Raw genomic sequence first — 21,844 nt, 5'->3', positions numbered from 1 at the left:
TTTGGTCTGCTATTCGTAGCCGTTTTTCCTGCGCACTTGCGGCTAATTCGGGCCAAAAAGCCTTTAATTTCATGTGTCGGCTGCATAGAATGCGGCCCTCTTTCAACACGATGGCCACTGGCTGGGGTGAGACTGGCGGATGATGAACAATCCACAGGTAATTGTCGCGCTGAACAAGATCAGCAAAAAATACGATGGCAAGGTGATCCTGAGTGACCTTGACCTTGAAATCTATGACGGTGAATTTCTTACCCTGCTGGGCCCCTCCGGCTGCGGCAAGACCACCCTGCTGCGCCTGCTGGCCGGGCTCGAATCGGTCGATGGTGGCACCATCCATCTGGCCGGTGACGAGATCACCCATATCCCCGCCGAACACAGGCACATCAACACCGTGTTCCAGAGCTATGCGCTCTTCCCCCATATGACGGTGTTTGAAAACGTCGCCTTTGGCCTCGAGATGCAGAAAGTACCTGCCAACGAGATCCGCCAGCGGGTCGAGGAGACACTCGCCATGGTGCAGCTCACCGAGCTGGCCAATCGCCGCCCGGATCAGCTCTCCGGCGGTCAGCAACAACGGGTCGCCATCGCCCGCGCCGTGGTCAACAAGCCGCGCCTGCTGCTGCTCGACGAATCCCTCTCGGCGCTCGACTACAAGCTGCGCAAGCAGATGCAGAGCGAGCTCAAGGCGCTGCAACGTCGCCTTGGCATCACCTTTGTCTTCGTTACCCATGATCAGGAAGAGGCACTCACCATGTCTGATCGCATCCTGGTGCTGGAAGGCGGCAAGATCATCCAGCGCGGCACCCCGCGCGATATCTACGAATCGCCAGCCAATCTGTTCGTGGCCCGCTTTATCGGCGAGATCAACGTGATGGATGGCAAGCTGATCAGCCAGCGCGAGCCCGGTATCTGGCAGGCGGAGGTAGAGGGGCGCGAATGTCTGCTTCATACCACCTTGCCGTTCCAGCCTGACGACAAGGTGCTGGTACTGCTGCGCCCGGAAGATCTGCGCATTCTCGATCAGGATGACGATCAAAGTGGCGCGCTGCGGGGCAACATCCGCGAGCGCAACTACAAGGGGGCGACGCTGGATTCGGTGATCGAACTCGAAAGCGGCAAACAGCTGCTTATCTCAGAGTTCTTCGACGAGGATGACCCCGACTTTGACTACCGTCTGGGTCAGGAGGTGGCGATCCACTGGGTCGACAGCTGGGAGGTGGTGCTGCCCTATGAGCCTCACTAATCTGCGGGTAGCGCACAGCTTTGCCCACAACGGCTTTCGCAACGGGGCCATCGCGCTGATCCTGGGCTGGCTGACGCTGTTTGTCTTCCTGCCCAACCTGATGATCATCGGTGTCAGCTTCCTGACCCGGGACGAGTCCGAGCTTATCGCACCGCTCTTTACCCTGAGCAACTATAGCCGCTTGCTGGACCCCCTCTATTTCGAGGTGCTGCTCCACTCTCTCTGGCTGGCGCTGCTCGCCACAAGCATCTGCTTGCTGGTGGGTTACCCCTTTGCCTGGCTGCTGGCCCATCTGCCAGCGCGTATCCGCCCGCTGCTGCTGTTTCTGGTGGTGGTGCCGTTCTGGACCAACTCCCTGATCCGTACCTATGCGCTGAAAGTGCTGCTCGGTACCCGGGGACTGATCAATGGGTGGCTGCTGGATCTGGGGCTTATCGAGCGGCCGCTGCAGATGATGTATACCGAGGTGGCCGTCATCATCGGGCTGGTCTATGTGCTGCTCCCCTTTATGGTGCTGCCGCTCTACTCCAGCATCGAGAAGCTGGATGGCCGTTTGCTGGAGGCGGCGCGAGATCTCGGCGCCAACGGCTGGCAGCGACTGGTGCGGATCATTCTGCCTCTCACCCTGCCTGGTATCATCGCCGGTTGTCTGCTGGTGTTCCTGCCCGCCATGGGGATGTTCTATGTCTCCGATCTGCTGGGGGGCGCCAAGCACCTGCTGATCGGCAACCTGATCAAGACCCAGTTCCTCAACAGCCGTGACTGGCCTTTTGGTGCTGCCATCAGCGTGATGCTGACGGTGCTGATGGCGCTCTTGGTCTACTGCTACTGGCGGGCGGGCAAGCTATTGAGCAAGAAGGGGGAGCTGGCATGATGCGCGCACTGAAAGCTCTGTTCTTGCTGCTGGTGTTTGGCTATCTCTATGTACCCATCGGGGTGTTGATCGCCAACTCCTTCAACCTGTCGAAATATGGCATCGACTGGCGCGGCTTTACCCTGGGCTGGTATGAGAAGCTGTTTGCCAGCGCCAGCCTGATGCAGGCGGCCCAGCACTCCCTGACCATCGCCGCCCTCACCGCCACCGCGGCCACCCTGATCGGCACCCTCACCGCCGTAGCGCTGTTTCGCTACCGCTTTCGCGGCAAACAGTACGTGAGCGGCATGCTGTTCGTGGTGATGATGTCCCCCGATATCGTCATGGCCATCTCCCTGCTGACCCTGTTTGTGGTGACCGGCATTGCGCTGGGCTTCTGGTCGCTGCTGATCGCCCACATCACCTTCTGCCTGCCGTTCGTGGTGATCACCGTCTACTCGCGGCTGTGCGGTTTTGATGTGCGAATGCTGGAGGCAGCGCGGGATCTGGGGGCTGGCGAGTGGATCATCCTGCGCCGCATCATAATGCCACTGGCACTGCCGGCGGTGATGGCGGGCTGGCTGCTCTCCTTTACCCTGTCGCTGGACGACGTGGTGGTGAGCTCCTTTGTCACCGGCCCGGCCTACGAGATCCTGCCGCTCAAGATCTACTCCATGGTCAAGGTGGGGGTCTCCCCCGAGGTCAATGCCCTGGCCACCCTGATGCTGGTCGCCTCCCTCGGGATGGTGCTGCTGGCGCAACTGTTACTGCGTAAACGGCAGGGTTGACCCTGCCCGTTTCGTACCCGCCACCTTTGGCGAACTCTGTCACGGTGGGCCGCAAGGCCCCATAACCCCAAGGAGTTGTTGATGACAATCCAACACAAGGCCGGCGCCCTGCTGGCAGCCGCCCTCACCCTCACCACCCCGCTGCTGAGCCAGAGCGCTCACGCGGCCGATGACAAGGTGGTCTACTTCTACAACTGGTCGGAATATGTGCCGGACGGCCTGCTGGAGCAGTTCCAGCAAGAGACCGGTATCAAGGTGATCTACTCCACCTACGAATCCAACGAGACCCTCTACGCCAAGCTGAAAACCCATGGCGACGGCTATGACGTGGTGGTGCCCAGCACCTATTTCATCTCGAAAATGGCCAAAGAGGGGATGCTGCAGCCGCTGGATCGCGCCCAGCTGCCCAACTTCAAGCACCTCGACCCTACCCTGCTCAACCATGAGTACGACCCGGACAACAGCTACTCCATCCCCTATATCTGGGGCGCAACCGGCATCGGCACCAACACTGACATCATCGAGCAGCCGGTCACCAGCTGGAAACAGCTCTGGGCACCGGAGTGGAAAGAGAGCCTGCTGCTGATGGACGATGCCCGCGAGGTGTTCCATATCGCGCTGGTGCAGCTGGGTTACAGCCCCAACACTCAAGACAAGGCGCAAATTTCTGAAGCCTTCGAATACCTGAAAAAGCTGATGCCCAACGTCAAGGCGTTCAACTCCGACAACCCGGCCGACCCCTTTATCGCCGGTGAGGTCAATATCGGCATGCTGTGGAACGGCTCGGCCTACGGCGCCCAGCGCGAATATCCCTCCATCCAGATGACCTACCCCGAAGAAGGCGCCGTGCTCTGGATGGACAACCTCGCCATCCCGGCCAAAGCCAAACATGTGAAAGAGGCCCACGCCCTGATCAACTTCCTGATGCGCCCCGATGTGGCCGCCAAGGTGGCCGAGGCGATTGGCTACCCCACCCCGGTCAAGGATGCTATTCCACTGCTCACCCCGGCGTTTCGCAATAACCCCATGGTCTTCCCGAACGACGAGATCAAGCGCAAGGGCGAATTCCAGTCCGATGTGGGTGATGTCTCCCGCCTCTACGAGCAGTACTTCCTGCAGCTGAAAGCCATGGTGGCCAAGGCCGGTTAAATCGGCGGTTAATCGGCCCTCACGGGCTTAATGGATAAAGGGGGCAATATTTGCCCCCTTCTCTTTTTAACCACCAGCTCAATTTTTAAGCACGACAGTCATAGACACAGAGAGGCACAGGCGCGCATCGATTAACAGCAAAATATATAGATAGTCATCTTTAAGCCAGACAGACCACAATTTTTGTAAGTGCTCCACTGCAGCCGGCTTCAGATCAAATTTGTAGGGAAATATGAGGGGGGGCGATGTATTTCTCCATTTAGAAGGGAGGAACTCATAGCGACCCCACTGTGGAGATATAGGCAAAATGGATGTGTTTATGGGGAATAACTGTGCAATTTTATCGAAACAGCTAACGTCCGATTACGATTCGCTAATCTAACTAACAGTCTTTATACCCCCTTTTCATAGGACAAATTATTATTTAGTGGATCGCCATATGCACTCTCTAAAACAGTATTTTGTTTATAGCTTGACATTTTTTCCTCCATAACGAATTTAAAATTAACTATCGATGGTAGCGGTTTATTATGAACTTTATAGTTACGTCTACCCAGTTTTAACTCACTCCAATTGCTGTATGCTGAAGATAAAAAATACCCTTGACGATTATGTTGATCTGAAGGGTTAGCTTTCAAATTAGCCTCCAACTCGGAACCTGCCTTCACTATAAAATAGCCAACAGAATCTAACACCCAATTACATCGGCCAGGCAATAAATAGTCTTTTGACACTTTTACACTGAATCTGTTTGATTGATATTTCTTAATGGGGTTATCTATTTGCCATCCCCTGAGTCTAGTATTTGCAGGTATAACTCCGAACGCATAAAAAGTTTTGCTGCAAGTAGAGTCAGTTTTATTAGATGCAATGAAAGTACTATTAACAGCTAATTGATACCCCTTATCAAAAGGAAACTCGCCCTGAATAGTAAACAATTCTGTTGGGGTGGGATTAATCTCTGGCTCAATATAGGGCTCTTTAAGCCACCAGTACCACCCTCCGCATATCACTGCCAAAGCTACAAAACCCGATATCAGTTTGGTTTTATTTTTGATATTGCTTGACTTTCCCTTGTCATCATCCATTGATCACCTCTTTATTTTCCTTAACCTACTTCCTACCTTTCCTTAAAACTCTCAATTTCGCTGAGTTTCACTCCCCTTCTCTTAGTAAACAACATGGCTACTGCATATATATTTTCAACTCCCTACATGCTATTTTATAACCGGATTAAAGCATGATAAAACATTACAGCTACCATGACAGCAGTGGAAAGTTTGTAGAAGAACATGGTATCAAACGCAAACGATTGCAGTCATCAAAAAGTTATCTAAAAAGGCCGTTTTCTGTTTGATGATCTAAATGAAGATCAATCTTGTTAGATAGGATTCATTGTAACGACCCAAACATTAGAATATCTGATGACGATCAGATCGTGCAAGAGCGGGAGAACAACCAAGGACGCTACTGTGCCCCAGTCCTTTCAGTACCAACCACCCATCCTCAGGTATCAACTATCCCATCAAGTTCAACACCATCTGATTTGCGCCCTTAGCCGAGGAATTTATGAAATGGGCAAACAAACCGATTAATTCTGCGCTTTTTCATCGCCCCTTAGGGGTGTAGATTGGTTGGGGGCAAACGTTGCCCCCTCTCTTTTTTCATGACCCCTCGAGATATCACGGAAAACACGCTTTTCGCCGATATCGCGGGTGGCCTGAGCCAATCAGGAGTATTCATGTCCGATCTGACCCTCTATTTCGCTCCCGGCACTTGTGCCATGGCCGTGCAGATTGCCCTGCTGGAAGCGAATGCCCTGTTTCAACCCCGTCTCGTCAACCTCGCCGCAGGGGAGCAGCGTGATCCTTCGTATCTTGCCATCAACCCCAAAGGGCGGGTGCCTGCCCTTGTCACCGAGCAGGGCACCCTGACCGAGACCCCGGCCCTGCTGTACTATGTGGCACAGCGCTTCCCCGATGCCAAACTGGCGCCGCTGGACAACCCGTTCCTGCTGGCCCGCATGCAGGAGGTCAACAGCTTCCTCGCCTCCACTGTGCATGTCTCCCATGCCCACGGTCGCCGTGGCAGCCGCTGGGCCGATGACGAGCAAGCCATTGCCGCCATGCAGCAGAAAGTCGCCAGCAATATGCGCGATGGCTTTGCCCAGATTGAGCAGCACTATCTCGCCGGTCCCTGGGTACTCGGCGAGCAGTTCAGCGTGGCGGACATCTATCTGTTCGTGGTCGCGGGCTGGCTGAAAAGCGATGGGGTCGAGATCAGTGAATTCCCCAAAGTGGCCGATCATTATCAACGCATGCTGAGCCGTCCGGCGGTCGCCAAGGCACTGGCCAACTAACCATAAAATCAATAGCTCGATGAATAACAAGGGTGCCAGGGCTCTGCTGACACCCTTCCTGCCTCCTCCCCTGTACTTCTTCTCCCGCCTTTGAGATCGTTTTCACATTTCCGTGGTTTTGCCGTGGCCCTTCCTTAGTAAAAAGCCTATCTTTGCGCCATGACGCAACCGGTTGCGTAACCGGTTGCCTAGCGGTTCACAGATTGACGGGCCAAGGCCTGATGAGGTGCTGTATGAAACGAGGCGTACTGCTCAATGCTCCCCTGAGTGCTCTGGTGGCACAGATGGGCCACACCGACGAGATCACCGTCTGCGATGCCGGCTTGCCCATTCCGGCAGGTCCGGAGCGGATCGATCTGGCGCTGATGGCGGGGACGCCCAGCCTTGCAACCGTACTGACCGCCCTGCTCACCGATCTGGTGGTGGAGAAGGTGATCATGGCGAGCGAGATCAAGCAGATCAGCCCCGCCGCCCATCAGGCGCTGGTCGATCAGCTTGAAGCGCACGCAGCCGCCCAGGGCAAGCCCATCGCCATCGAATACTGCCTGCACGAAGAGTTCAAAACCCGCTCCCGCCAGAGCAAGGCGATTGTGCGCAGCGGCGAGGTGACTCCCTACGCCAACCTGATCCTCTGCGCCGGTGTGGCGTTCTGACATTCTTCAAAGAAGGCCTCTTCAAGGAAGCTGCAAATGAGCACAACCTCCCCCCTCTCACCCATTCTGGAGCTGACCGGGATCGTCAAGACCTTCCCCGGTGTGCGAGCCCTCGACGAAGCGGGTCTGCGGGTCTATCCGAGCCAGGTGATGGCCCTGCTCGGTGAAAATGGCGCCGGCAAATCCACCCTGATGAAGGTGCTGACCGGCATCTATCAGGCCGATGCGGGCAGTGTCAGCTACCGCGGTCAACCGGTTCACTTCAAGGGCCCCCGGGACTCTCAGGATCAGGGGATCAGCATCATCCATCAGGAGCTGAACCTGCTGCCGGAGTTGTCGATTGCCGCCAACATCTTCCTCGGTCGCGAACCGCGCACCCGTTTTGGCAGCATCGACCACAAACAGCTGCGCGAACGGGCAAGCACCCTCCTGGCCCGTTTGGGCGTTAAACACGGGCCGGATACCCGACTCGGGGATCTCTCCATCGGCGAACAGCAGATGGTAGAGATTGCCAAGGCGCTGTCGTTCGATGCCAGCGTCATCATCATGGATGAACCCACCGATGCGCTGACCGATACCGAGACCGAGCAGCTGTTCAAGGTGATCCGCGAGCTGCGTGAGCAGGGTTGCGGCATCGTCTATATCTCCCACCGCCTCAAGGAGATCTTCGAGATCTGCGATCGGGTCACTGTGCTGCGCGATGGCAAGTGGATTGGCGAGAAGGCGGTGAGCGATCTGGATGAAGACAAGATCATCGAGATGATGGTAGGTCGCCGACTGGAAGAGCAGTACCCGCGTCTTGAGCGCGAGCTCGGCCCCGTCAGCCTGCAGGTGAAAGATCTGGCCGGTCCCGGTGTGCGCGGGGTGAGTTTTTCCCTGCGTCAGGGGGAAATTCTGGGCTTTAGCGGCCTGATGGGCTCCGGCCGCACCGAGCTGATGAAGCTTATCTATGGCGCAAGTCCCATCAGCGCCGGTGAAGTGGCAGTGGACGGTCATGCTCTGGTGCCCAAAAGCCCGGCCGACGGGTTGGCCGCAGGCATCGCCTATATCTCCGAAGATCGCAAGGGGGATGGCCTGGTGCTGGAGCTGTCGGTGCGCGAAAACATGAGTCTCTGCGCCCTCGACGAGTTCATCAGCAACGGCAAGATCGACGGCAAGGCCGAGCGGCAGGCGGTGAGCGACTATGTGCGCCTGTTCAACATCAAGACCCCGAGTCAGGATCAGCTGATAAAGCTGCTCTCCGGCGGCAACCAGCAGAAGGTGGCCATCGCCAAAGGGCTGCTGACAAGGCCCAAGGTGCTGATCCTCGACGAGCCGACCCGCGGCGTCGACGTGGGGGCGAAGAAGGAAATTTATCAGCTGATCAACCAGTTCAAGAAGGAGGGGATGAGCATCATTCTGGTCTCCTCCGAAATGCCGGAAGTGCTCGGCATGAGTGATCGCATCATGGTGATGCATGAAGGGCGCATCAGCGCAGAGTTCAACACCCGCGATGCCAATCAGGAGAAGCTGATGGCGGCGGCAGTCGGTAAACAGTGGCAAGCAGAGCAAGAGGCATCCCAATGACAACCCAAACCCTTTCCCGCCGTGGCGTCATGAGCAAGGCGTGGTGGATCGAGAACAAATCCCTGGTCGCGCTGCTGGTCCTGATTGGTGTGGTCTCCTTTCTGAGCCCCAACTTCTTCACCGCCGACAACCTCCTCAACATCCTGCGCCAAACCTCGGTCAACGCCATCATGGCGGTCGGCATGACGCTGGTTATCCTCACCGCCGGTATCGATCTGTCGGTCGGCTCGGTACTGGCTCTGTGCGGTGCGCTGGCGGCGACCATGGTCGCCATGGAGCTACCGATCTGGCTGGTGGTGCCCCTCACTCTGGGTGCCGGTGCCCTGCTGGGCGGCGTCAGCGGCCTCATCATTGCCAAGGGCAAGGTGCAGGCATTTATCGCTACCCTGGTCACCATGACTGCCCTGCGCGGTATCACCATGGTCTATACCGAGGGTCGCCCCATCTCCACCGGTTTCAGTGACGGCGCCGATCACTTCGCTTGGCTCGGTACCGGTTACCTGTTCGGTCTGCCGGTGCCCATCTGGCTGATGGCCATCGTCTTCCTGCTCGCCTGGTTCATGCTCAACCACACTCGTCTGGGTCGCTACATCTACGCGCTGGGCGGCAATGAATCGGCTACCCGCCTCTCCGGCATCAATGTGGATCGGGTGAAGCTGGCGGTGTATGGTCTGTGCGGCGCGCTGTCGGCACTGGCGGGTCTTATCGTCACCTCCCGCCTCTCCTCTGCCCAACCGACCGCCGGCATGGGTTACGAGCTGGACGCCATCGCCGCCGTGGTGCTGGGTGGTACCAGCCTGATGGGCGGCAAGGGCCGCATCATGGGGACCCTGATCGGTGCCTTGATCATCGGCTTCCTCAACAACGCCCTCAACCTGCTCGACGTATCCTCCTATTACCAGATGATCGCCAAGGCCAGCGTGATCTTGCTTGCCGTGATGATCGATAACAAAAGCAATCGTTGATAAGACAAGCCACACACAAGGAATGAAATGATGAAAAAGCTCAATACCCTGCTCGCTGCCGCCATCATGTCCGTGCTGGGCACCGCCCATGCCGCCGATCAAACCCTGGCGATGGTGGTCTCCACCCTCAATAACCCCTTCTTCGTCACCATGAAGGAGGGTGCCGAAGCCAAGGCCAAGGAGCTTGGCTACGAGCTGGTGGTGCTGGATTCCCAGAATGACCCGGCCAAAGAGCTCTCCAACATGGAAGATCTCACCGTGCGCAAGGTCGGCGCCATCCTGATCAACCCGACTGACTCCGAAGCGGTGGGCAACGCCATCCGTCTGGCCAACCGCGCCAACATCCCGGTACTGACTCTGGACCGCGGCGCCGCGCAGGGTGAGGTCAAGGCTCACATTGCCTCTGACAACGTGGCGGGCGGCAAGCTGGCTGGTGACTTTATCACCGAGAAACTGGGTACCGGTGCCAAGGTCATTCAGCTGGAAGGGATTGCCGGCACCTCCGCCGCCCGTGACCGTGGCGAAGGCTTTGCCCTGGCCGTAGCAGCCAACAAGCTGCAGGTGCTGGCTTCCCAGCCTGCCGACTTTGACCGCACCAAGGGTCTGAACGTCATGGAAAACCTGCTGGCTGCCCATCCGACCGTACAGGCTGTGTTCGCCCAGAACGACGAGATGGCGCTGGGTGCTATCCGCGCCGTGCAGGCTGCCGGCAAAGAGGTAATGATCGTCGGCTTCGACGGCACTGACGATGGCAAAGCCGCCGTTGCCAAGGGTAAACTGGCCGCCACCGTGGCCCAGCAGCCTGCCCTGATCGGTGCCATCGGCGTCGAGACTGCCGACAAGGTGCTGAAAGGTCAGCCGGTCGAGAAATCCATTCCGGTACCGCTGCAAGTGGTCAGCAAGTAAGTGCTCGAGGGGAGGTTCGCCTCCCCTTTTCCCTTTCGTTCAGGTGCCTCCCGGCTTGGGCTCACTCAGTCACAGTGTTCAAGCCAAGATGCATCAGGAGTAGTCAACATGAATCGTCTCGTCGTTCTGGGCAGTGTCAATGCAGACCACGTGCTGCGCGTTCCCCACTTTCCTCGCCCGGGTGAAACCCTGACCGGCCACAGCTATCAGGTGGTGCCCGGTGGTAAGGGGGCTAATCAGGCAGTCGCTGCCGCCCGCCTCGGCGCTCCCGTCTCCTTTATCGCCCGCATCGGTGATGACGCCATCGGCCACCAGATGAAGAGCGGTTTTGCCAAAGACGGTATCGACGTCAGTGCTGTCGAACTCGATCCCAAGCTCCCGACCGGTATCGCCATCATCTATGTGAGCGATGAGGGGGAGAACAGCATAGGTATCTCCGCCGAGGCCAACGGTGCCATCACCCCTGCCGTGGTGAAAAACCACGAAGCGATGATCGCCGACGCCCACACCCTGCTGTTGCAGCTGGAAGTGCCGCTGGAGAGCGTCCATGAAGCTGCACGGCTGGCCCGCGCCCATGGTACCCGGGTGGTGCTCAACCCCGCCCCCGCCCGTCCGCTCTCAAGCGAGCTGCTGGCGCTGGTCGACCTTATCACCCCCAACCAGACCGAAGCAGAGCTGTTGACCGGCGTAAAAGTCACCGACGAAGCGAGCGCCCGCGAGGCGGCAGCCCGCTTCCACCAGATGGGCATTGCGGACGTGATGATCACCCTGGGCGCGCAAGGGGTTTACTGCAGCAACGCCCAGCAGCAACAGCTGATCCCGGGCTTTCGGGTCAAGGCGGTGGATACCACTGCCGCGGGCGATACCTTCAACGGCGCCCTGCTGGCGGCGGAACTGGCTGGTGCCGATTTCCACAGCGCGGTGCGCTTTGCCCACGGGGCGGCGGCACTCTCCGTCACCCGATTCGGCGCCCAGAGCTCCATCCCGAGCAAACAGGAGGTTGACGCCTTCCTGCTTGAGCAGACTGCGCAGGGGCACTGATGGCCAATATCAAGGAGGTGGCGGCGCTGGCGGGGGTGTCGACCACCACCGTCTCCCACGTCATCAACGAGACGCGCTTCGTCGCCGAGGAGACCCGCGAGCGGGTCTTTGCGGCCATGCGCGAGCTCAACTATGCCCCGAGCCTGGTGGCTCGCAGCCTCAAGGTGAAGGAGACCAACAGTATTGGCATGCTGGTCACCACCTCCAGCAACCCCTTCTTTGCCGAGGTGGTGCGTGGGGTGGAGCGTTACTGCTTCGAGCAGGGCTACAACCTGATGCTGGGCAACACCGAGGGGCAGGCAGAAACCGCTCTCTCCTACCTCAAGATGATGCTGCGCAAGCGGGTCGATGGCCTGCTGATCATGTGCAGCGAAGGACAGCAAGAGGTGTTCAACCAGCTCGACTGGCTCAAAAGCCTGCCGGTGGTAGTGATGGATTGGGGGCTGGTCAGTGAGGATGTTGACCTTATCGCTGACAACTCCTTCCACGGCGGTTATCTGGCGACCCGCCATCTGATTGAGCTGGGCCATACCGCCATCGGTTGCATCACAGGCCCCCACAGCCGCGCCCCCGCCAACCAGCGCCAAGCTGGCTTCGAGCAGGCGTTGCAGGAGGCAGGTCTCACGCTCAATCCTGACTGGATCCAGGAGGGGGACTTTGATTGCGCCAGCGGCCATCAGGCGATGACTCGTCTGCTGGCATTGCCCGAGCGCCCCACCGCCCTCTTTGTCTGCAACGACATGATGGCGATGGGGGCTATCAGTGCCGCCCATCAGGCGGGGCTGGTGATCCCCCGGGATATCTCCATCGTCGGCTATGACAATGTGGCGCTGGCCGAATTTATGTCGCCGCCGCTCACCACCGTCAATCAGCCCAAAGAGGAGCTGGGGCGCCTCGCCGTCACCCGCCTGCTGGCGCGGATCAACGGCGAAGCGGTGGAGAATCACCTGATCACCGTCGACCCGGACCTGGTGATCAGGCAATCCTGCGCCCCTCGCACCTGACGTTCAGGGGCAATAAACGAAACAAGGCGACCCCGAGGTCGCCTTGTGTCATTTTGTCTCTTGCCAGTGCAATACCGCTTTTTGCCCTCAGGCCAGCGACCGGGTCTCCCTGGCTGCCAGCACTTGCAGTGGCACCAGCCCCAATCGTCTGGCCAGAGGTTGCAATAACCCACCATCTTCATCACCCTGCGGCAGCCAGTAGCGGACAGGCCAGCCGGCTGCCAGCTGCGCCGAGGTGGTGCTGCCAATCTCTCTGAGCGCCAGAGTGCAACCCTGCTGGCGCAATCCCGCCAGCAAGGCACCATCCGGCTGCAGCGTCGGTACCAGCAACACCAGCGGCGTACGGGAAGCCTCCGGCAAATAGGCCTGTAGATGGGTCAGCTGGGCCTGATTGTCGAGCGGGACCAGCAGTGCCCGGCCATCGGCATACTGCGCCTCGTGCGCTTGCAGCACACGGGCCAACACGGGCCCAAGCACACCGCACTCCTGCAGCCAGCGCATGTGGCAAGGCACTCCCTGCTCACGCCACTCAAGCGCCAATTGCCACATCTCGTTGCCCTGTCCGTCCGTCAGCGCCTGCAATGCCACTCGCAGCGGCGCTGGCTCGCGCCCCGCCAACCACTCTCGCAGCTGATGAAGCTGCTGCTGACTCAACTGCAACTGCTGCAGCATGGCGGGCTCAAACCAGCGGATCGCCCCCTCCTGGCTACGCTTGGCCTGGTTGAGGGCCAGGATGGCCTGATCCAGCAACCGGGCGGAATCCTGTTGCTGCGCCTTGGCGACCCCGAGCCGACAGGCCAGATCGAAGCTGCACTCCCGGGTCACGAACTCGAAATGGAGCAGATCCACCAGCTCATGAATGGCGGTTTCCAGCGCATCATTCGCCTTGGTCAGCACCACGGCAAATTCATCTCCTCCGAGCCGGTAAGCGTGGCTGCCATGGGCCTGCTGCAGCTTGTTGGCCACCATCTGCAACAACCGATCACCGACCTGATAACCCAGCAGATCATTGACCTGCTTGAAGCGCTTGAGATCGAGCACCACCAAAGCGCTCACCTCGCCAGCATGCAGATCGCGAAAGAGCTGCTCCTGCAGGGCACGGCGGTTGCCAAGCTGGGTCAGGGGATCGAGCAAGGCAAGCCGGCGGTTCGCCAGATTGGCGCGAATGAGGGCAGCGACCAGAGCGCCACCGGTCAGCAGCAGGATCAGTTGCCAGATCTGCAGCCAGAACAGGCTGTTGCGGATTTGGCTGACCGAATGCTCCCGCTCCTGACCGGAGAGGATCTGATCCCCTATCTGTTCGATGAGACGGGTCTGGCTGGCGATCGCCTCCTGCAAGCGGGCAAGCTCAGCCCCCTCGCGCAGCGCACCAGCCTCCATCTGGGGTTCGAGCTGCTTGATCTGCTCGAACAGGGTGGCCAGAACCTTGCCGAGCCCGTGCCGCTGGCGCATCTCGGCGGTTTCACTGCTGATGAGGAAGATGTCGAGCCGGTTCCACAGCAGATCGTAATCAAGGCTCAGGGTCTCCATCGACTGTCTGCCAGCCCGATAGAGCTGCAGGTCGTAGAGGAAACGCTGGGATTCGAGCATCACCTGGCTGATGTTCCAGTGGACATTGCGGTAGAAGGTATCGACCAGCTGCTCCTGCCGATACTGCAGATAGAGGCTGCTGCCCGACGAGAGCAGAAACAGCAGCGACACCGCAACCAACAGCAGATTTTGGCGGGATAGCCCCATCAATCGACGATCTCGATGCGGGTCACCTGCCACACCATGCAGTTATGGATGGCGGGCACGTCCAGCTTGGGATAGGTGGTGAACGGGATGAGCAGCCAAAGCGGCCCCTTGTTGCGCCGGGTCAGCGGTTTGCCGTCCTCCTGACGCACCAGGGTCAGCGGCACGCCGTCGAACAGGGCCAGATCCACCACCTGCTGATAGCCGTTGAGGGCCGAGACGGCGATCTTGCGAGCATCCGGGATCCCTTGCGCCGCCAGCACGGCTGACAGGGTCGGCCCGCGATAGTGGTGGGCGCCCTGAGTCCAGGGGGTAGTGGTGGTGAATTCGGTCTGTGGCAAGGCGGAGAGGGCCGCCTCATCGAGGCTCACCTGCTGGCCACCTGGCAGTATCAGGGTCATCAGGGGGATGGAGGCCGATGCGCTGGCACTGGCCAGCACCAGGAGAAAAAAAGCGATCCATTGCTTGACTGCGGTCATGGTAATTTGCGCCAACTGCGTCCCATTTTTTAAATGGTTGCCAGTGTGGCGATTTCACCGAACCATTGCAACTGTCCCGTCGCACAGTAGCTCAGGGACCGCGCATCTCCATCCAGTTGTGCCCCTCGACTTGCCTCGGTTGATGAATGCCGCACGCCTCCAGCAACTCATCGACATAGGCGGGCACCAGCAGGGAGGCAGGGCCATAGCGTTTTTCGTCAAACTGGCTACCCACCTCGCTCGGCTCGAGATTGAGCTCTATGGTGTGCGCCCCGTTCAATCCCGCTTCATGGACAAACCCGGCGGCCGGATAGACGGCGCCAGAGGTGCCGATGGAGATAAAGAGATCGCACTGGGCAAGCGCGCTATAGATCCGATCCAGCCCGAGCGGCATTTCGCCAAACCAGACCACATGGGGACGCATCGGCTGAGGGAACTGGCAGCAGGAGCAGAGCTCGTCCTGATGGAGATCACCGCGCCACTCGATCACCTGACCGGATTCGGGACAGCGGGCCTTGAGCAGCTCGCCGTGCATATGGATAAGGTTCTTGCTGCCAGCGCTCTCGTGCAGATTGTCGATGTTCTGGGTGACCAGCGTCACCGAACCGGGCAGCAGTCGCTCGAGGCGGGCCAGCGCATAGTGGGCCGGATTGGGGTGAACCTGGGGCTGTTGCAGCTGTTTGCGGCGGGAGTTGTAAAAGCGCAGCACCAGTTCGGGATCCCGGGCATACCCCTCGGGGGTCGCCACATCCTCGACCTTGTGCTCTTCCCACAAACCATCGCAGGCACGAAAGGTCTTGATGCCGGATTCGGCAGAGATCCCCGCTCCGGTCAGGATCACGATATGTTTATATGACTGCGCCATAAGCTGCTCCGTCTATCCCCGCACAATAAATGTGACCTTAGCACAGGGAAAAAAGTGTCACTATTCGCCCTTGGTCTTAAGCGGCGCCGCTGGCGGTGCGGGTAACCAGGCATCCAGTACCGACAGATCCAGCCTGACAAAGACCATCTCCCGTCCGGTTACCAGGGTCAGCGGCAAGCCAAGGCGCTTGAGCAGGGTCAGCATCGGCCGGTTCTGGGCCAGCACTTCCGCCGTCCACTCCCGGATCCCGTCCGCCCTGGCCAGCAGTGCCAGCGCCAGCAGAATGCGCCTCCCCGCCCCCTTGTGCTGAAAGTGATCCGCCACGATGCAGGAGAACTCCGCCCGATCGGGATGAAGGCGGCGGCGGATTGATTGCGCCTGAGCCAGCGGCTCACCGGCCAGATCGGTCAGTAGCAGCGAGATCTGTTGTTCGGGATGGTAATTGAGAAATTGGGCAACCTGTTCCGGTGGCGGTGTCCGTTTCGGACGCATAAAGCGCAGATAGATGCTCTCTTCACTCAATGCATCGTAAGCAGCCAGCATGCGGGCAGGCGCCACCCCATGCAACTCGCGCAGCAGGCAAGGCACCCCGGAGACCTGCATCGCCAGTGGCAGCGCAGCTCGGGAAACCGGATGGGGCCAGCCTTCCAGCCCTTTGCCAAGGCGCTCCCGGTGCATGGGCCAGCAGAGGTAGCGCGGCATGGCTTACCAGCGCCCCGTCATACCGCGCTCTCGCCACACCTCGACGTCGAGCAGGTTGTAAGGATCATCCAGATAGACGGCGATCCCCAGCTCCCGAACCCGGGCCATAAAGCGTCCCAGCAGGGAGTCACCGGTCAAGGACTCCATCTCCGGCAAGATCCCCTGCCCCAACAGCAAGGCTTGCAGCGGCAAACGCTCCAGCAGATCGAATGGCAGATGCTGGCTGTTATCGAGCAGCAGCGCCAGCTTGCTCCCCGCCAGACTGGCTTGCAGCACCAGTGCGAAGCGATCGGCATTGCCGAGCAGGTGGTCTCGACGGTGGATCAGCAGGGTTAGTTCGGCTGGGGTACGCGACTGCTCCGTCAGCCACTCCTTGAGCGCCTCCCAGCGGCTGGGCAAACCCGTCACCGCCAGCCAGACCGGATGAGGGGTCGCGGGACTGGAGAGCAGCCCAAGCTGACCCTGCACCTCCCCCTGCCACCGGCGGATGGAGCGGCGCTGGCCGCTCAAGCGCTGTTGACGCAGCGGGCCTAGATAGAGTCGGCGCAGCAACCTGAGCAGCTCATCGCAATCAAGCGGCTTGGCCAGCGCCGCCAGAATATTGAAACCGGCATCGTGCAGCAGGCGGCGGGCACCGTCGATCAGCGTCTGCTCATGGGCCGAAAGCAGCACAATGGGCAGCCCGGCCTCCTGCAACTGGGGCTGGTTCATCAGCAGACTGATGGCATCTTGCTCCACTAGGCTGAGATCGCACACCAGCAGGCTGATGTCGCCCGCCGACAATGCCGCAAGACAGGCCGATTCATCCTGTACCCACTGACAGGAGAGCCCCAACCCGGCGATGGTCTGTTGCAGTTGCATCCCCTGAAACGGGTGATCCTCGAGCAGCAGCACCTTGTTAGCGGCCAGCCAGTTGCACCAGTTACGGTAACTGGCGGCAAGCCCCCCCAGCCAATCCTCGCCAATAGCGTAAATTCCCTCATGCTGCTGCAACTGGGGGAAGTAATCCGCCTGCTGATGAGCGGCGGGGTCGTAAAGGGCAATGGCACCTGCCGCAAACAGCCCTTCCCACTGCCAGCAGGCATCCGGTCGGGTACGGTGCAGCGTGACATAGGAGGGCAATGTCATGGTGCTGGCCAACTCATGGGCGGTGCTGTCGAGGGCATAGAGCACAATGGGGCAAAATCCTGCCGCCTCATGCTCTTCCGAATCGAGCAACGCCAGTAATTCTTCATCAGTGATGATCATCTTGAGCCCTCTTTGAAAACTGCTGGCTGAACTCATCCAGTGCCCGGTTCAATCTGGCTTGCAGCATCGGATGGGGCGCCTGTTGCCACTCTTCAATGGCCGCCACCAACGCAGTCGCCCCTACCATTCTGGCGGCCCCCTTCAACTTGTGTAAAGCAGCATTCACGCCAACTTCATCTTCTTCTGTGCTGCAGCGCTCAAGTTCGGCCAAATCATCACGGGTAGCCTTCAGATAAAGGGCGGCCAGTTCATCGGTCAGCAGCGAGGCAACCGGTGTCGGGGCGACAACATTGCTCCCCTCTTTGGCAATATGGCGCAGCAAGGTCGCCAGCTCCTTGAGGGCGACCGGCTTGTCCAGATGGCCATCGCAACCGCAGGATTGCAGCTCCCTTGCCGCCTGATCACTGAGATCTGCGGTGATCACATAGACCGGCAGACGGGCCCAACGGGCGGATTGGCGCAATTGCCTGCACAGCTCGGCCCCGTTCATCACCGGCATCTGCAGATCGGTCAGCACAAAATCCACCTCCTGTTGTGCCAACATCTCCAGCGCCAGCTGCCCGTTGGCGGCAGTGATAACGCTGGCACCAAGTTGCCCCAGTTGCAGGCTGATCAGCTCGCGATTGACATCGTGATCTTCAACCAGCAGCACCCGCATGCCGAGCCCGGGCTGGGTGCCAGCGACCGGTTGATCCGGGGTCAGCCGTGGCTGCAGCAGGTTGATGATGGTCCCTGGCACCCAGGACTCCCCTTGCCAGGCCCAATAGTAGAGCCCCTTCTCGTCCACCTCCGCTTGCAGCGTATCAACGGCGTTGCTGACGGTGGCGATCCCCAATCGACTGAGCCAGGGCGAGAGAGCTTGCGCCTCATCGTGGGGTAAAGAGAGTGCCAGCTGCCGCACATTGGGCTGCCAGTCCGGCTCCTGCTGCACCCGCTTCAGGGGCAACTCGCAATAGAAGCGGCTACCGCCACCGACACGCCCCTCGACATCGATAAGCCCCCCCATCTGATCGACCAGCTGCTTGCAGATCGCCAGACCAAGACCGGTGCCCGGCGCCCGCAGCTGCCCTTCAACGGCAAACTGCTCGAACGGCATAAAGAGCGTGGTGCGCATCTTGGCGGTGATTCCCGGTCCCTGATCATCCACACCGAAGCGCAAGGTCGATGCGACCACCTCAGCCCACAGCACCACTTCCCCACGCAGGCTGAACTTGATGGCATTGGAGAGCAGGTTGTGGAGCACTTGCCGTACCCGGTGAGGGTCGAGGGTCTGCAGGGCTGGCAGAGCCGGGTCCAACTTAAGGCGCAGTTGCAATCCCTTGGCCCGCGCCTTGGTCCAGTGCACTGCCGCCACGTGCTCGCACAGTTCGGCAAAATCGGTGGGTTGCGGCGAGAGGGAGAGTTTGCTGTTTTCGTTGCGGCTAAAGTCGAGCACATCGTTGAGCAGGCCGAGCAGCTCATCCCCCGCCTGACGCACCCGCGCCAGCGCAGAGTCTTGCTCTCTCGACAAAGGAGTACTGGCCAGCCACTCCAGCAAGCCGAGCATGGCGTTCATCGGCGTGCGGATCTCGTGGCTGATGGCGGCCAAAAAGCGCCCCTTGGCCAGAACGGCCTGTTGCGCCTGCTCATGGGAGTGCTGCAATGCCTGATCCTGCTCGACCCTGGTAGTGGCATCCTGCATCACCGCATAAATTCGCCAACCCTGCGGTTGACTGCGGCCACGGCCATAGAACTGCAACCAGCGCAGACCCTTGGTCGGATGGTAATAGCGCATGGTGAACGCGAAGGGTTTGCCAGCCTGCAACATGGCGAACATCTCACGGCTTACCCGACGGCGATCCTCGCGCTCCAGCATAATGAGCACACGTTTGGGCTCACGACGGATCTGCTGACTCGCCAGCCCCAGCAGCTCGTAACAGCCCCGGCTGATAAACTCGATCCCCCCTACCCGTCCCTGCTCGAACATAAACTGCAGCACCACGCCGGGCACGGTATTGGTCAGGGCGCGCAGGCGGCGCTCTGCCTGACGCAGGAAACGGGCCTGCTCACGCAGCACACTGATATCCGACAGGGCGATGAGATCGGTGGCAGGTGCCTGCTTGTCCAGCCGCAGCGGATGCTGGGCATAGGCGAAGACCTGATCCCCCAGCACCAGCTCCCCTTCGCTCTTTTGCGGCTGTACCGGCGGCAGCATCAACTGCTGCGAATAGCGCAGGGCCAGACGTCGCCCCTGTTTATTGGATTTGATCACCTTGCCCTGGCTATTGCGCAGATAGACGGGCACCGGCAACGCCTGAAACATGGTTTCCCGCAGCTCGCTCTCGATGGCCAGCGCCTTCTCGGCGGCGTGACGCTGGGCCACCTCCCGTGCCAGTTGCTGACGAGACCGCCAGATCCCGCCAATGACAATGCCGCTGATCAGCAGTGCCATGGCGATGGAGCCAAACCAGGCGGCGTAGCTCACGCCGGGCTGCTGCACGACGAGCAAGCGGCGCCAGCGCTGGTTAAGTTCGTCGATCTGGGTGCTGGTCAGGGCCATCAGGTTGCGATCCATCACCCCGGCCAGTTCGGTCTGACTCTTGTTGATGGCAAAGCCAAGACTGAAGCGATCTTCCAGCTCCTCGATATCGAGCCCTTCCAGCAAGTTGGTACGCTGGGGATATTGCAGCTGATATAGCTCGCTCAGCATGGCGTCAGCCTTGCCCTGTTTGATCGCTGCAAGCCCCTGTTCGATGCCGTCGGTGCGAACCCACTCCTGATCACCGAGCAGGGCGAGCAAGGAGGGATCGTAGAGGGATTCCAGCACCAGAATACGCTGCCGCTTGAGCTGCGCCATGCGATCGGCAGCCTGCTTGCGCTTGCTGATCAAGGCAAACCGGTTGGTGGAGATCGTCCGACTGAAAATGAACTGATCCGTCAATGCCGGGGATTCCGGCAAGCCGGCCATCATATCCGCCTCACCACGGCGCAGCTTTTCTACAGCCTCCGCCTTGCTGGCGGCAGGCACCAGCTGGTATTTCAGACCCGTTTCCTGGGTAACCCAACGCAGCACGTCTGCACTCCACCCTTTCGCCTCCCCCAGCTCATTGACGCCGCTATAGGGCATCAGATCGGGATTGACCACCAAACGCACGGTACGACCACGACCAGATAACCAGGCCTGCTCGGTATCACTGAAGTGGGGCTGGTTGACGTAGAGCGACCCCTGATCGAGATAACGGGCCAGATCGGTATAGATAGTACCGGCTGGCATATGACGGATCAGGGTGTCCACCAGGTTGGCCAACTCAGGCTGATCACGCATCATCAGGCGATAGCTGATGATCCGATCCTCACCAAACAGGCGGCGCAGGCGCAACCCATCGGCAGGAAACTCGCGCATCAGATAGCGCAGTTGCAGATAGTCTCCCAGATAGGCATCACCCTTGCCGCTCTGCAACGCGTCATAGACCTTCTCTCCGCTCTTTAGGGAAATAATGCGCGCCTGGGGATATAGCTCGTGCAGCAGGCGGGCAGAGTCTACCACCGAGTAGACCAGAAAGCGGGCCTGTTTGAGATTTTCACCCTTGTAGAGGATGGCGGCATCGGTCTCCATCATCGGACGACTTAACCGCATGCCCTCCACGGCCTTCTTGCGGATTCCGACATAGGGAATGATGTCACAGTCACCCTCTGTGAGCCCGTTGCGCAATGTCTGCCAATCGGGCAACTCTTTGAGCACGAGGGGAACCGGGAATAGCTCCTGCAACCGGGCGAGACGATCCTTGAGCAGTCCCCCCTCGGCCATCAGGTATGGTGGAGGAAGCGTCGCAGGATAGCAGAGCGAAAGCTGACTCAGTGAATTTACATAAGCCTGGGTCGCCGGCGCCAACGGCAGCACTGTGGTCTGCAAAGGCTTGGCGTGCAATGGCAGTGCCAGTACGGCACCCAGAAGAAAAACGGGGAATTTGGTCATCTGAAAACAAAAGCCAGGCATCTGCCTGGCTTTTTATCACTCGTTGGGTTCAACATTTTCTACCCTGGCCTTGAGCTTCTGGCCAGGCCGGAAGGTCACCACGCGGCGGGCGCTGATAGGAATATCCTCGCCCGTCTTGGGGTTGCGTCCGGGACGCTGATTCTTCTCACGAAGGTCAAAGTTACCGAAGCCTGAAATCTTGACTTGTTCACCACGCTCAAGCGCCTGTCGGATTTCCTCAAAGAAGGCTTCCACCATATCTTTGGCTTCACGCTTGCTCATCCCGAGCTGGGTGAACAGGTGCTCTGCAATGTCGGCTTTGGTAAGCGCCATA

Annotated in this window: 19 protein-coding genes; 11 read left to right on the top strand and 8 right to left on the bottom strand. The window is 59.4% G+C overall.

Annotation, left to right across the window (positions count from 1 at the left end):
- The first annotated feature begins 139 nt into the window (after positions 1-139).
- From potA to G5171_RS01975, 4 genes are all read left to right on the top strand, one after another.
- Positions 140-1,243 carry a spermidine/putrescine ABC transporter ATP-binding protein PotA gene (gene potA, locus G5171_RS01990; RefSeq protein ID WP_421259752.1) on the top strand — a complete coding sequence of 368 codons (1,104 nt, stop codon included), beginning with the start codon at positions 140-142 and terminating at the stop codon, positions 1,241-1,243.
- Positions 1,230-2,117: a spermidine/putrescine ABC transporter permease PotB gene (gene potB, locus G5171_RS01985; RefSeq protein WP_421259751.1), complete on the top strand. Its 888-nt coding sequence runs from the start codon at positions 1,230-1,232 to the stop codon at positions 2,115-2,117. The genes potA and potB overlap by 14 nt, the downstream gene beginning before the upstream one ends.
- Positions 2,114-2,884 (top strand): spermidine/putrescine ABC transporter permease PotC, encoded by a 771-nt coding sequence (potC, locus tag G5171_RS01980; RefSeq protein WP_421259750.1) that lies wholly within the window; start codon positions 2,114-2,116, stop codon positions 2,882-2,884. Before potB ends, potC begins: the two co-directional genes overlap by 4 nt.
- Before the next feature lie 81 nt (positions 2,885-2,965).
- Positions 2,966-4,033, top strand: a complete 1,068-nt coding sequence (locus tag G5171_RS01975; RefSeq protein ID WP_421259749.1) for an extracellular solute-binding protein — start codon at positions 2,966-2,968, stop codon at positions 4,031-4,033.
- A gap of 392 nt (positions 4,034-4,425) precedes the next feature.
- Here the strand turns inward: G5171_RS01975 and G5171_RS01970 are convergent, their stop codons facing one another.
- Complete coding sequence (locus G5171_RS01970; protein WP_421259748.1) at positions 4,426-5,121, bottom strand: hypothetical protein; 696 nt, start codon at positions 5,119-5,121, stop codon at positions 4,426-4,428.
- 653 nt (positions 5,122-5,774) lie between these two features.
- Between G5171_RS01970 and G5171_RS01965 the strand changes: the two genes are divergently transcribed.
- From G5171_RS01965 to G5171_RS01935, 7 genes are all read left to right on the top strand, one after another.
- Complete coding sequence (locus G5171_RS01965; RefSeq protein WP_266134628.1) at positions 5,775-6,392, top strand: glutathione S-transferase family protein; 618 nt, start codon at positions 5,775-5,777, stop codon at positions 6,390-6,392.
- A 233-nt stretch (positions 6,393-6,625) separates the two neighbouring features.
- Positions 6,626-7,045 (top strand): D-ribose pyranase, encoded by a 420-nt coding sequence (gene rbsD / locus G5171_RS01960; protein ID WP_021230086.1) that lies wholly within the window; start codon positions 6,626-6,628, stop codon positions 7,043-7,045.
- A 36-nt stretch (positions 7,046-7,081) separates the two neighbouring features.
- Positions 7,082-8,611, top strand: coding sequence for a ribose ABC transporter ATP-binding protein RbsA (gene rbsA / locus G5171_RS01955; protein ID WP_421255122.1), 1,530 nt, complete (start codon positions 7,082-7,084; stop codon positions 8,609-8,611).
- Positions 8,608-9,576 carry a ribose ABC transporter permease gene (rbsC, locus tag G5171_RS01950; protein WP_005336670.1) on the top strand — a complete coding sequence of 323 codons (969 nt, stop codon included), beginning with the start codon at positions 8,608-8,610 and terminating at the stop codon, positions 9,574-9,576. Before rbsA ends, rbsC begins: the two co-directional genes overlap by 4 nt.
- 30 nt (positions 9,577-9,606) lie before the next feature.
- Positions 9,607-10,482, top strand: a complete 876-nt coding sequence (gene rbsB, locus G5171_RS01945; protein ID WP_005351947.1) for a ribose ABC transporter substrate-binding protein RbsB — start codon at positions 9,607-9,609, stop codon at positions 10,480-10,482.
- Between the two features lie 108 nt (positions 10,483-10,590).
- Positions 10,591-11,523, top strand: coding sequence for a ribokinase (rbsK, locus tag G5171_RS01940; RefSeq protein ID WP_216962783.1), 933 nt, complete (start codon positions 10,591-10,593; stop codon positions 11,521-11,523).
- Positions 11,523-12,527, top strand: a complete 1,005-nt coding sequence (locus G5171_RS01935) for a substrate-binding domain-containing protein (RefSeq protein WP_216962786.1) — start codon at positions 11,523-11,525, stop codon at positions 12,525-12,527. Before rbsK ends, G5171_RS01935 begins: the two co-directional genes overlap by 1 nt.
- A gap of 87 nt (positions 12,528-12,614) precedes the next feature.
- Here G5171_RS01935 and G5171_RS01930 read toward each other — a convergent pair whose 3' ends face one another.
- From G5171_RS01930 to ihfA, 7 genes are all read right to left on the bottom strand, one after another.
- Positions 12,615-14,264: a diguanylate cyclase domain-containing protein gene (locus G5171_RS01930; RefSeq protein WP_421259747.1), complete on the bottom strand. Its 1,650-nt coding sequence runs from the start codon at positions 14,262-14,264 to the stop codon at positions 12,615-12,617.
- Positions 14,264-14,740, bottom strand: coding sequence for a hypothetical protein (locus G5171_RS01925; protein ID WP_421259746.1), 477 nt, complete (start codon positions 14,738-14,740; stop codon positions 14,264-14,266). The genes G5171_RS01930 and G5171_RS01925 overlap by 1 nt, the downstream gene beginning before the upstream one ends.
- A gap of 91 nt (positions 14,741-14,831) precedes the next feature.
- Positions 14,832-15,605 (bottom strand): Sir2 family NAD+-dependent deacetylase, encoded by a 774-nt coding sequence (cobB, locus tag G5171_RS01920; RefSeq protein ID WP_005336680.1) that lies wholly within the window; start codon positions 15,603-15,605, stop codon positions 14,832-14,834.
- 60 nt (positions 15,606-15,665) lie between these two features.
- Positions 15,666-16,307 (bottom strand): GNAT family N-acetyltransferase, encoded by a 642-nt coding sequence (locus G5171_RS01915; RefSeq protein WP_123173087.1) that lies wholly within the window; start codon positions 16,305-16,307, stop codon positions 15,666-15,668.
- Positions 16,308-16,310: 3 nt separating this feature from the next.
- Positions 16,311-17,555 carry a response regulator gene (locus tag G5171_RS01910; RefSeq protein WP_139402131.1) on the bottom strand — a complete coding sequence of 415 codons (1,245 nt, stop codon included), beginning with the start codon at positions 17,553-17,555 and terminating at the stop codon, positions 16,311-16,313.
- The gene (locus G5171_RS01905; RefSeq protein ID WP_421259745.1) at positions 17,542-21,531 is read right to left on the bottom strand and encodes a response regulator; all 3,990 of its coding nucleotides are present in this window, start codon (positions 21,529-21,531) and stop codon (positions 17,542-17,544) included. The genes G5171_RS01910 and G5171_RS01905 overlap by 14 nt, the downstream gene beginning before the upstream one ends.
- A 15-nt stretch (positions 21,532-21,546) precedes the next feature.
- Entirely contained in the window at positions 21,547-21,843 is a 297-nt protein-coding gene (gene ihfA / locus G5171_RS01900) for an integration host factor subunit alpha (protein WP_005300715.1), read from the bottom strand.
- Position 21,844 lies beyond the last annotated feature (1 nt).

Origin of the sequence: Aeromonas sp. 600774 (genome assembly GCF_049175075.1) — a bacterium.
Lineage (GTDB): Bacteria > Pseudomonadota > Gammaproteobacteria > Enterobacterales > Aeromonadaceae > Aeromonas > Aeromonas veronii_A.
This window is presented reverse-complemented; position numbering and strand designations above follow the sequence as displayed.

Excerpts from the sequence above, each read along its gene's own strand:
- potA (WP_421259752.1), top strand. The coding sequence starts at position 140 with ATGATGAACAATCCACAGGTAATTGTCGCGCTGAACAAGATCAGCAAA.
- potB (WP_421259751.1), top strand. The coding sequence starts at position 1,230 with ATGAGCCTCACTAATCTGCGGGTAGCGCACAGCTTTGCCCACAACGGC.
- potC (WP_421259750.1), top strand. The coding sequence starts at position 2,114 with ATGATGCGCGCACTGAAAGCTCTGTTCTTGCTGCTGGTGTTTGGCTAT.
- G5171_RS01975 (WP_421259749.1), top strand. The coding sequence starts at position 2,966 with ATGACAATCCAACACAAGGCCGGCGCCCTGCTGGCAGCCGCCCTCACC.
- G5171_RS01970 (WP_421259748.1), bottom strand. The coding sequence starts at position 5,121 with ATGGATGATGACAAGGGAAAGTCAAGCAATATCAAAAATAAAACCAAA.
- G5171_RS01965 (WP_266134628.1), top strand. The coding sequence starts at position 5,775 with ATGTCCGATCTGACCCTCTATTTCGCTCCCGGCACTTGTGCCATGGCC.
- rbsD (WP_021230086.1), top strand. The coding sequence starts at position 6,626 with ATGAAACGAGGCGTACTGCTCAATGCTCCCCTGAGTGCTCTGGTGGCA.
- rbsA (WP_421255122.1), top strand. The coding sequence starts at position 7,082 with ATGAGCACAACCTCCCCCCTCTCACCCATTCTGGAGCTGACCGGGATC.
- rbsC (WP_005336670.1), top strand. The coding sequence starts at position 8,608 with ATGACAACCCAAACCCTTTCCCGCCGTGGCGTCATGAGCAAGGCGTGG.
- rbsB (WP_005351947.1), top strand. The coding sequence starts at position 9,607 with ATGAAAAAGCTCAATACCCTGCTCGCTGCCGCCATCATGTCCGTGCTG.
- rbsK (WP_216962783.1), top strand. The coding sequence starts at position 10,591 with ATGAATCGTCTCGTCGTTCTGGGCAGTGTCAATGCAGACCACGTGCTG.
- G5171_RS01935 (WP_216962786.1), top strand. The coding sequence starts at position 11,523 with ATGGCCAATATCAAGGAGGTGGCGGCGCTGGCGGGGGTGTCGACCACC.
- G5171_RS01930 (WP_421259747.1), bottom strand. The coding sequence starts at position 14,264 with ATGGGGCTATCCCGCCAAAATCTGCTGTTGGTTGCGGTGTCGCTGCTG.
- G5171_RS01925 (WP_421259746.1), bottom strand. The coding sequence starts at position 14,740 with ATGACCGCAGTCAAGCAATGGATCGCTTTTTTTCTCCTGGTGCTGGCC.
- cobB (WP_005336680.1), bottom strand. The coding sequence starts at position 15,605 with ATGGCGCAGTCATATAAACATATCGTGATCCTGACCGGAGCGGGGATC.
- G5171_RS01915 (WP_123173087.1), bottom strand. The coding sequence starts at position 16,307 with ATGCCGCGCTACCTCTGCTGGCCCATGCACCGGGAGCGCCTTGGCAAA.
- G5171_RS01910 (WP_139402131.1), bottom strand. The coding sequence starts at position 17,555 with ATGATCATCACTGATGAAGAATTACTGGCGTTGCTCGATTCGGAAGAG.
- G5171_RS01905 (WP_421259745.1), bottom strand. The coding sequence starts at position 21,531 with ATGCCTGGCTTTTGTTTTCAGATGACCAAATTCCCCGTTTTTCTTCTG.
- ihfA (WP_005300715.1), bottom strand. The coding sequence starts at position 21,843 with ATGGCGCTTACCAAAGCCGACATTGCAGAGCACCTGTTCACCCAGCTC.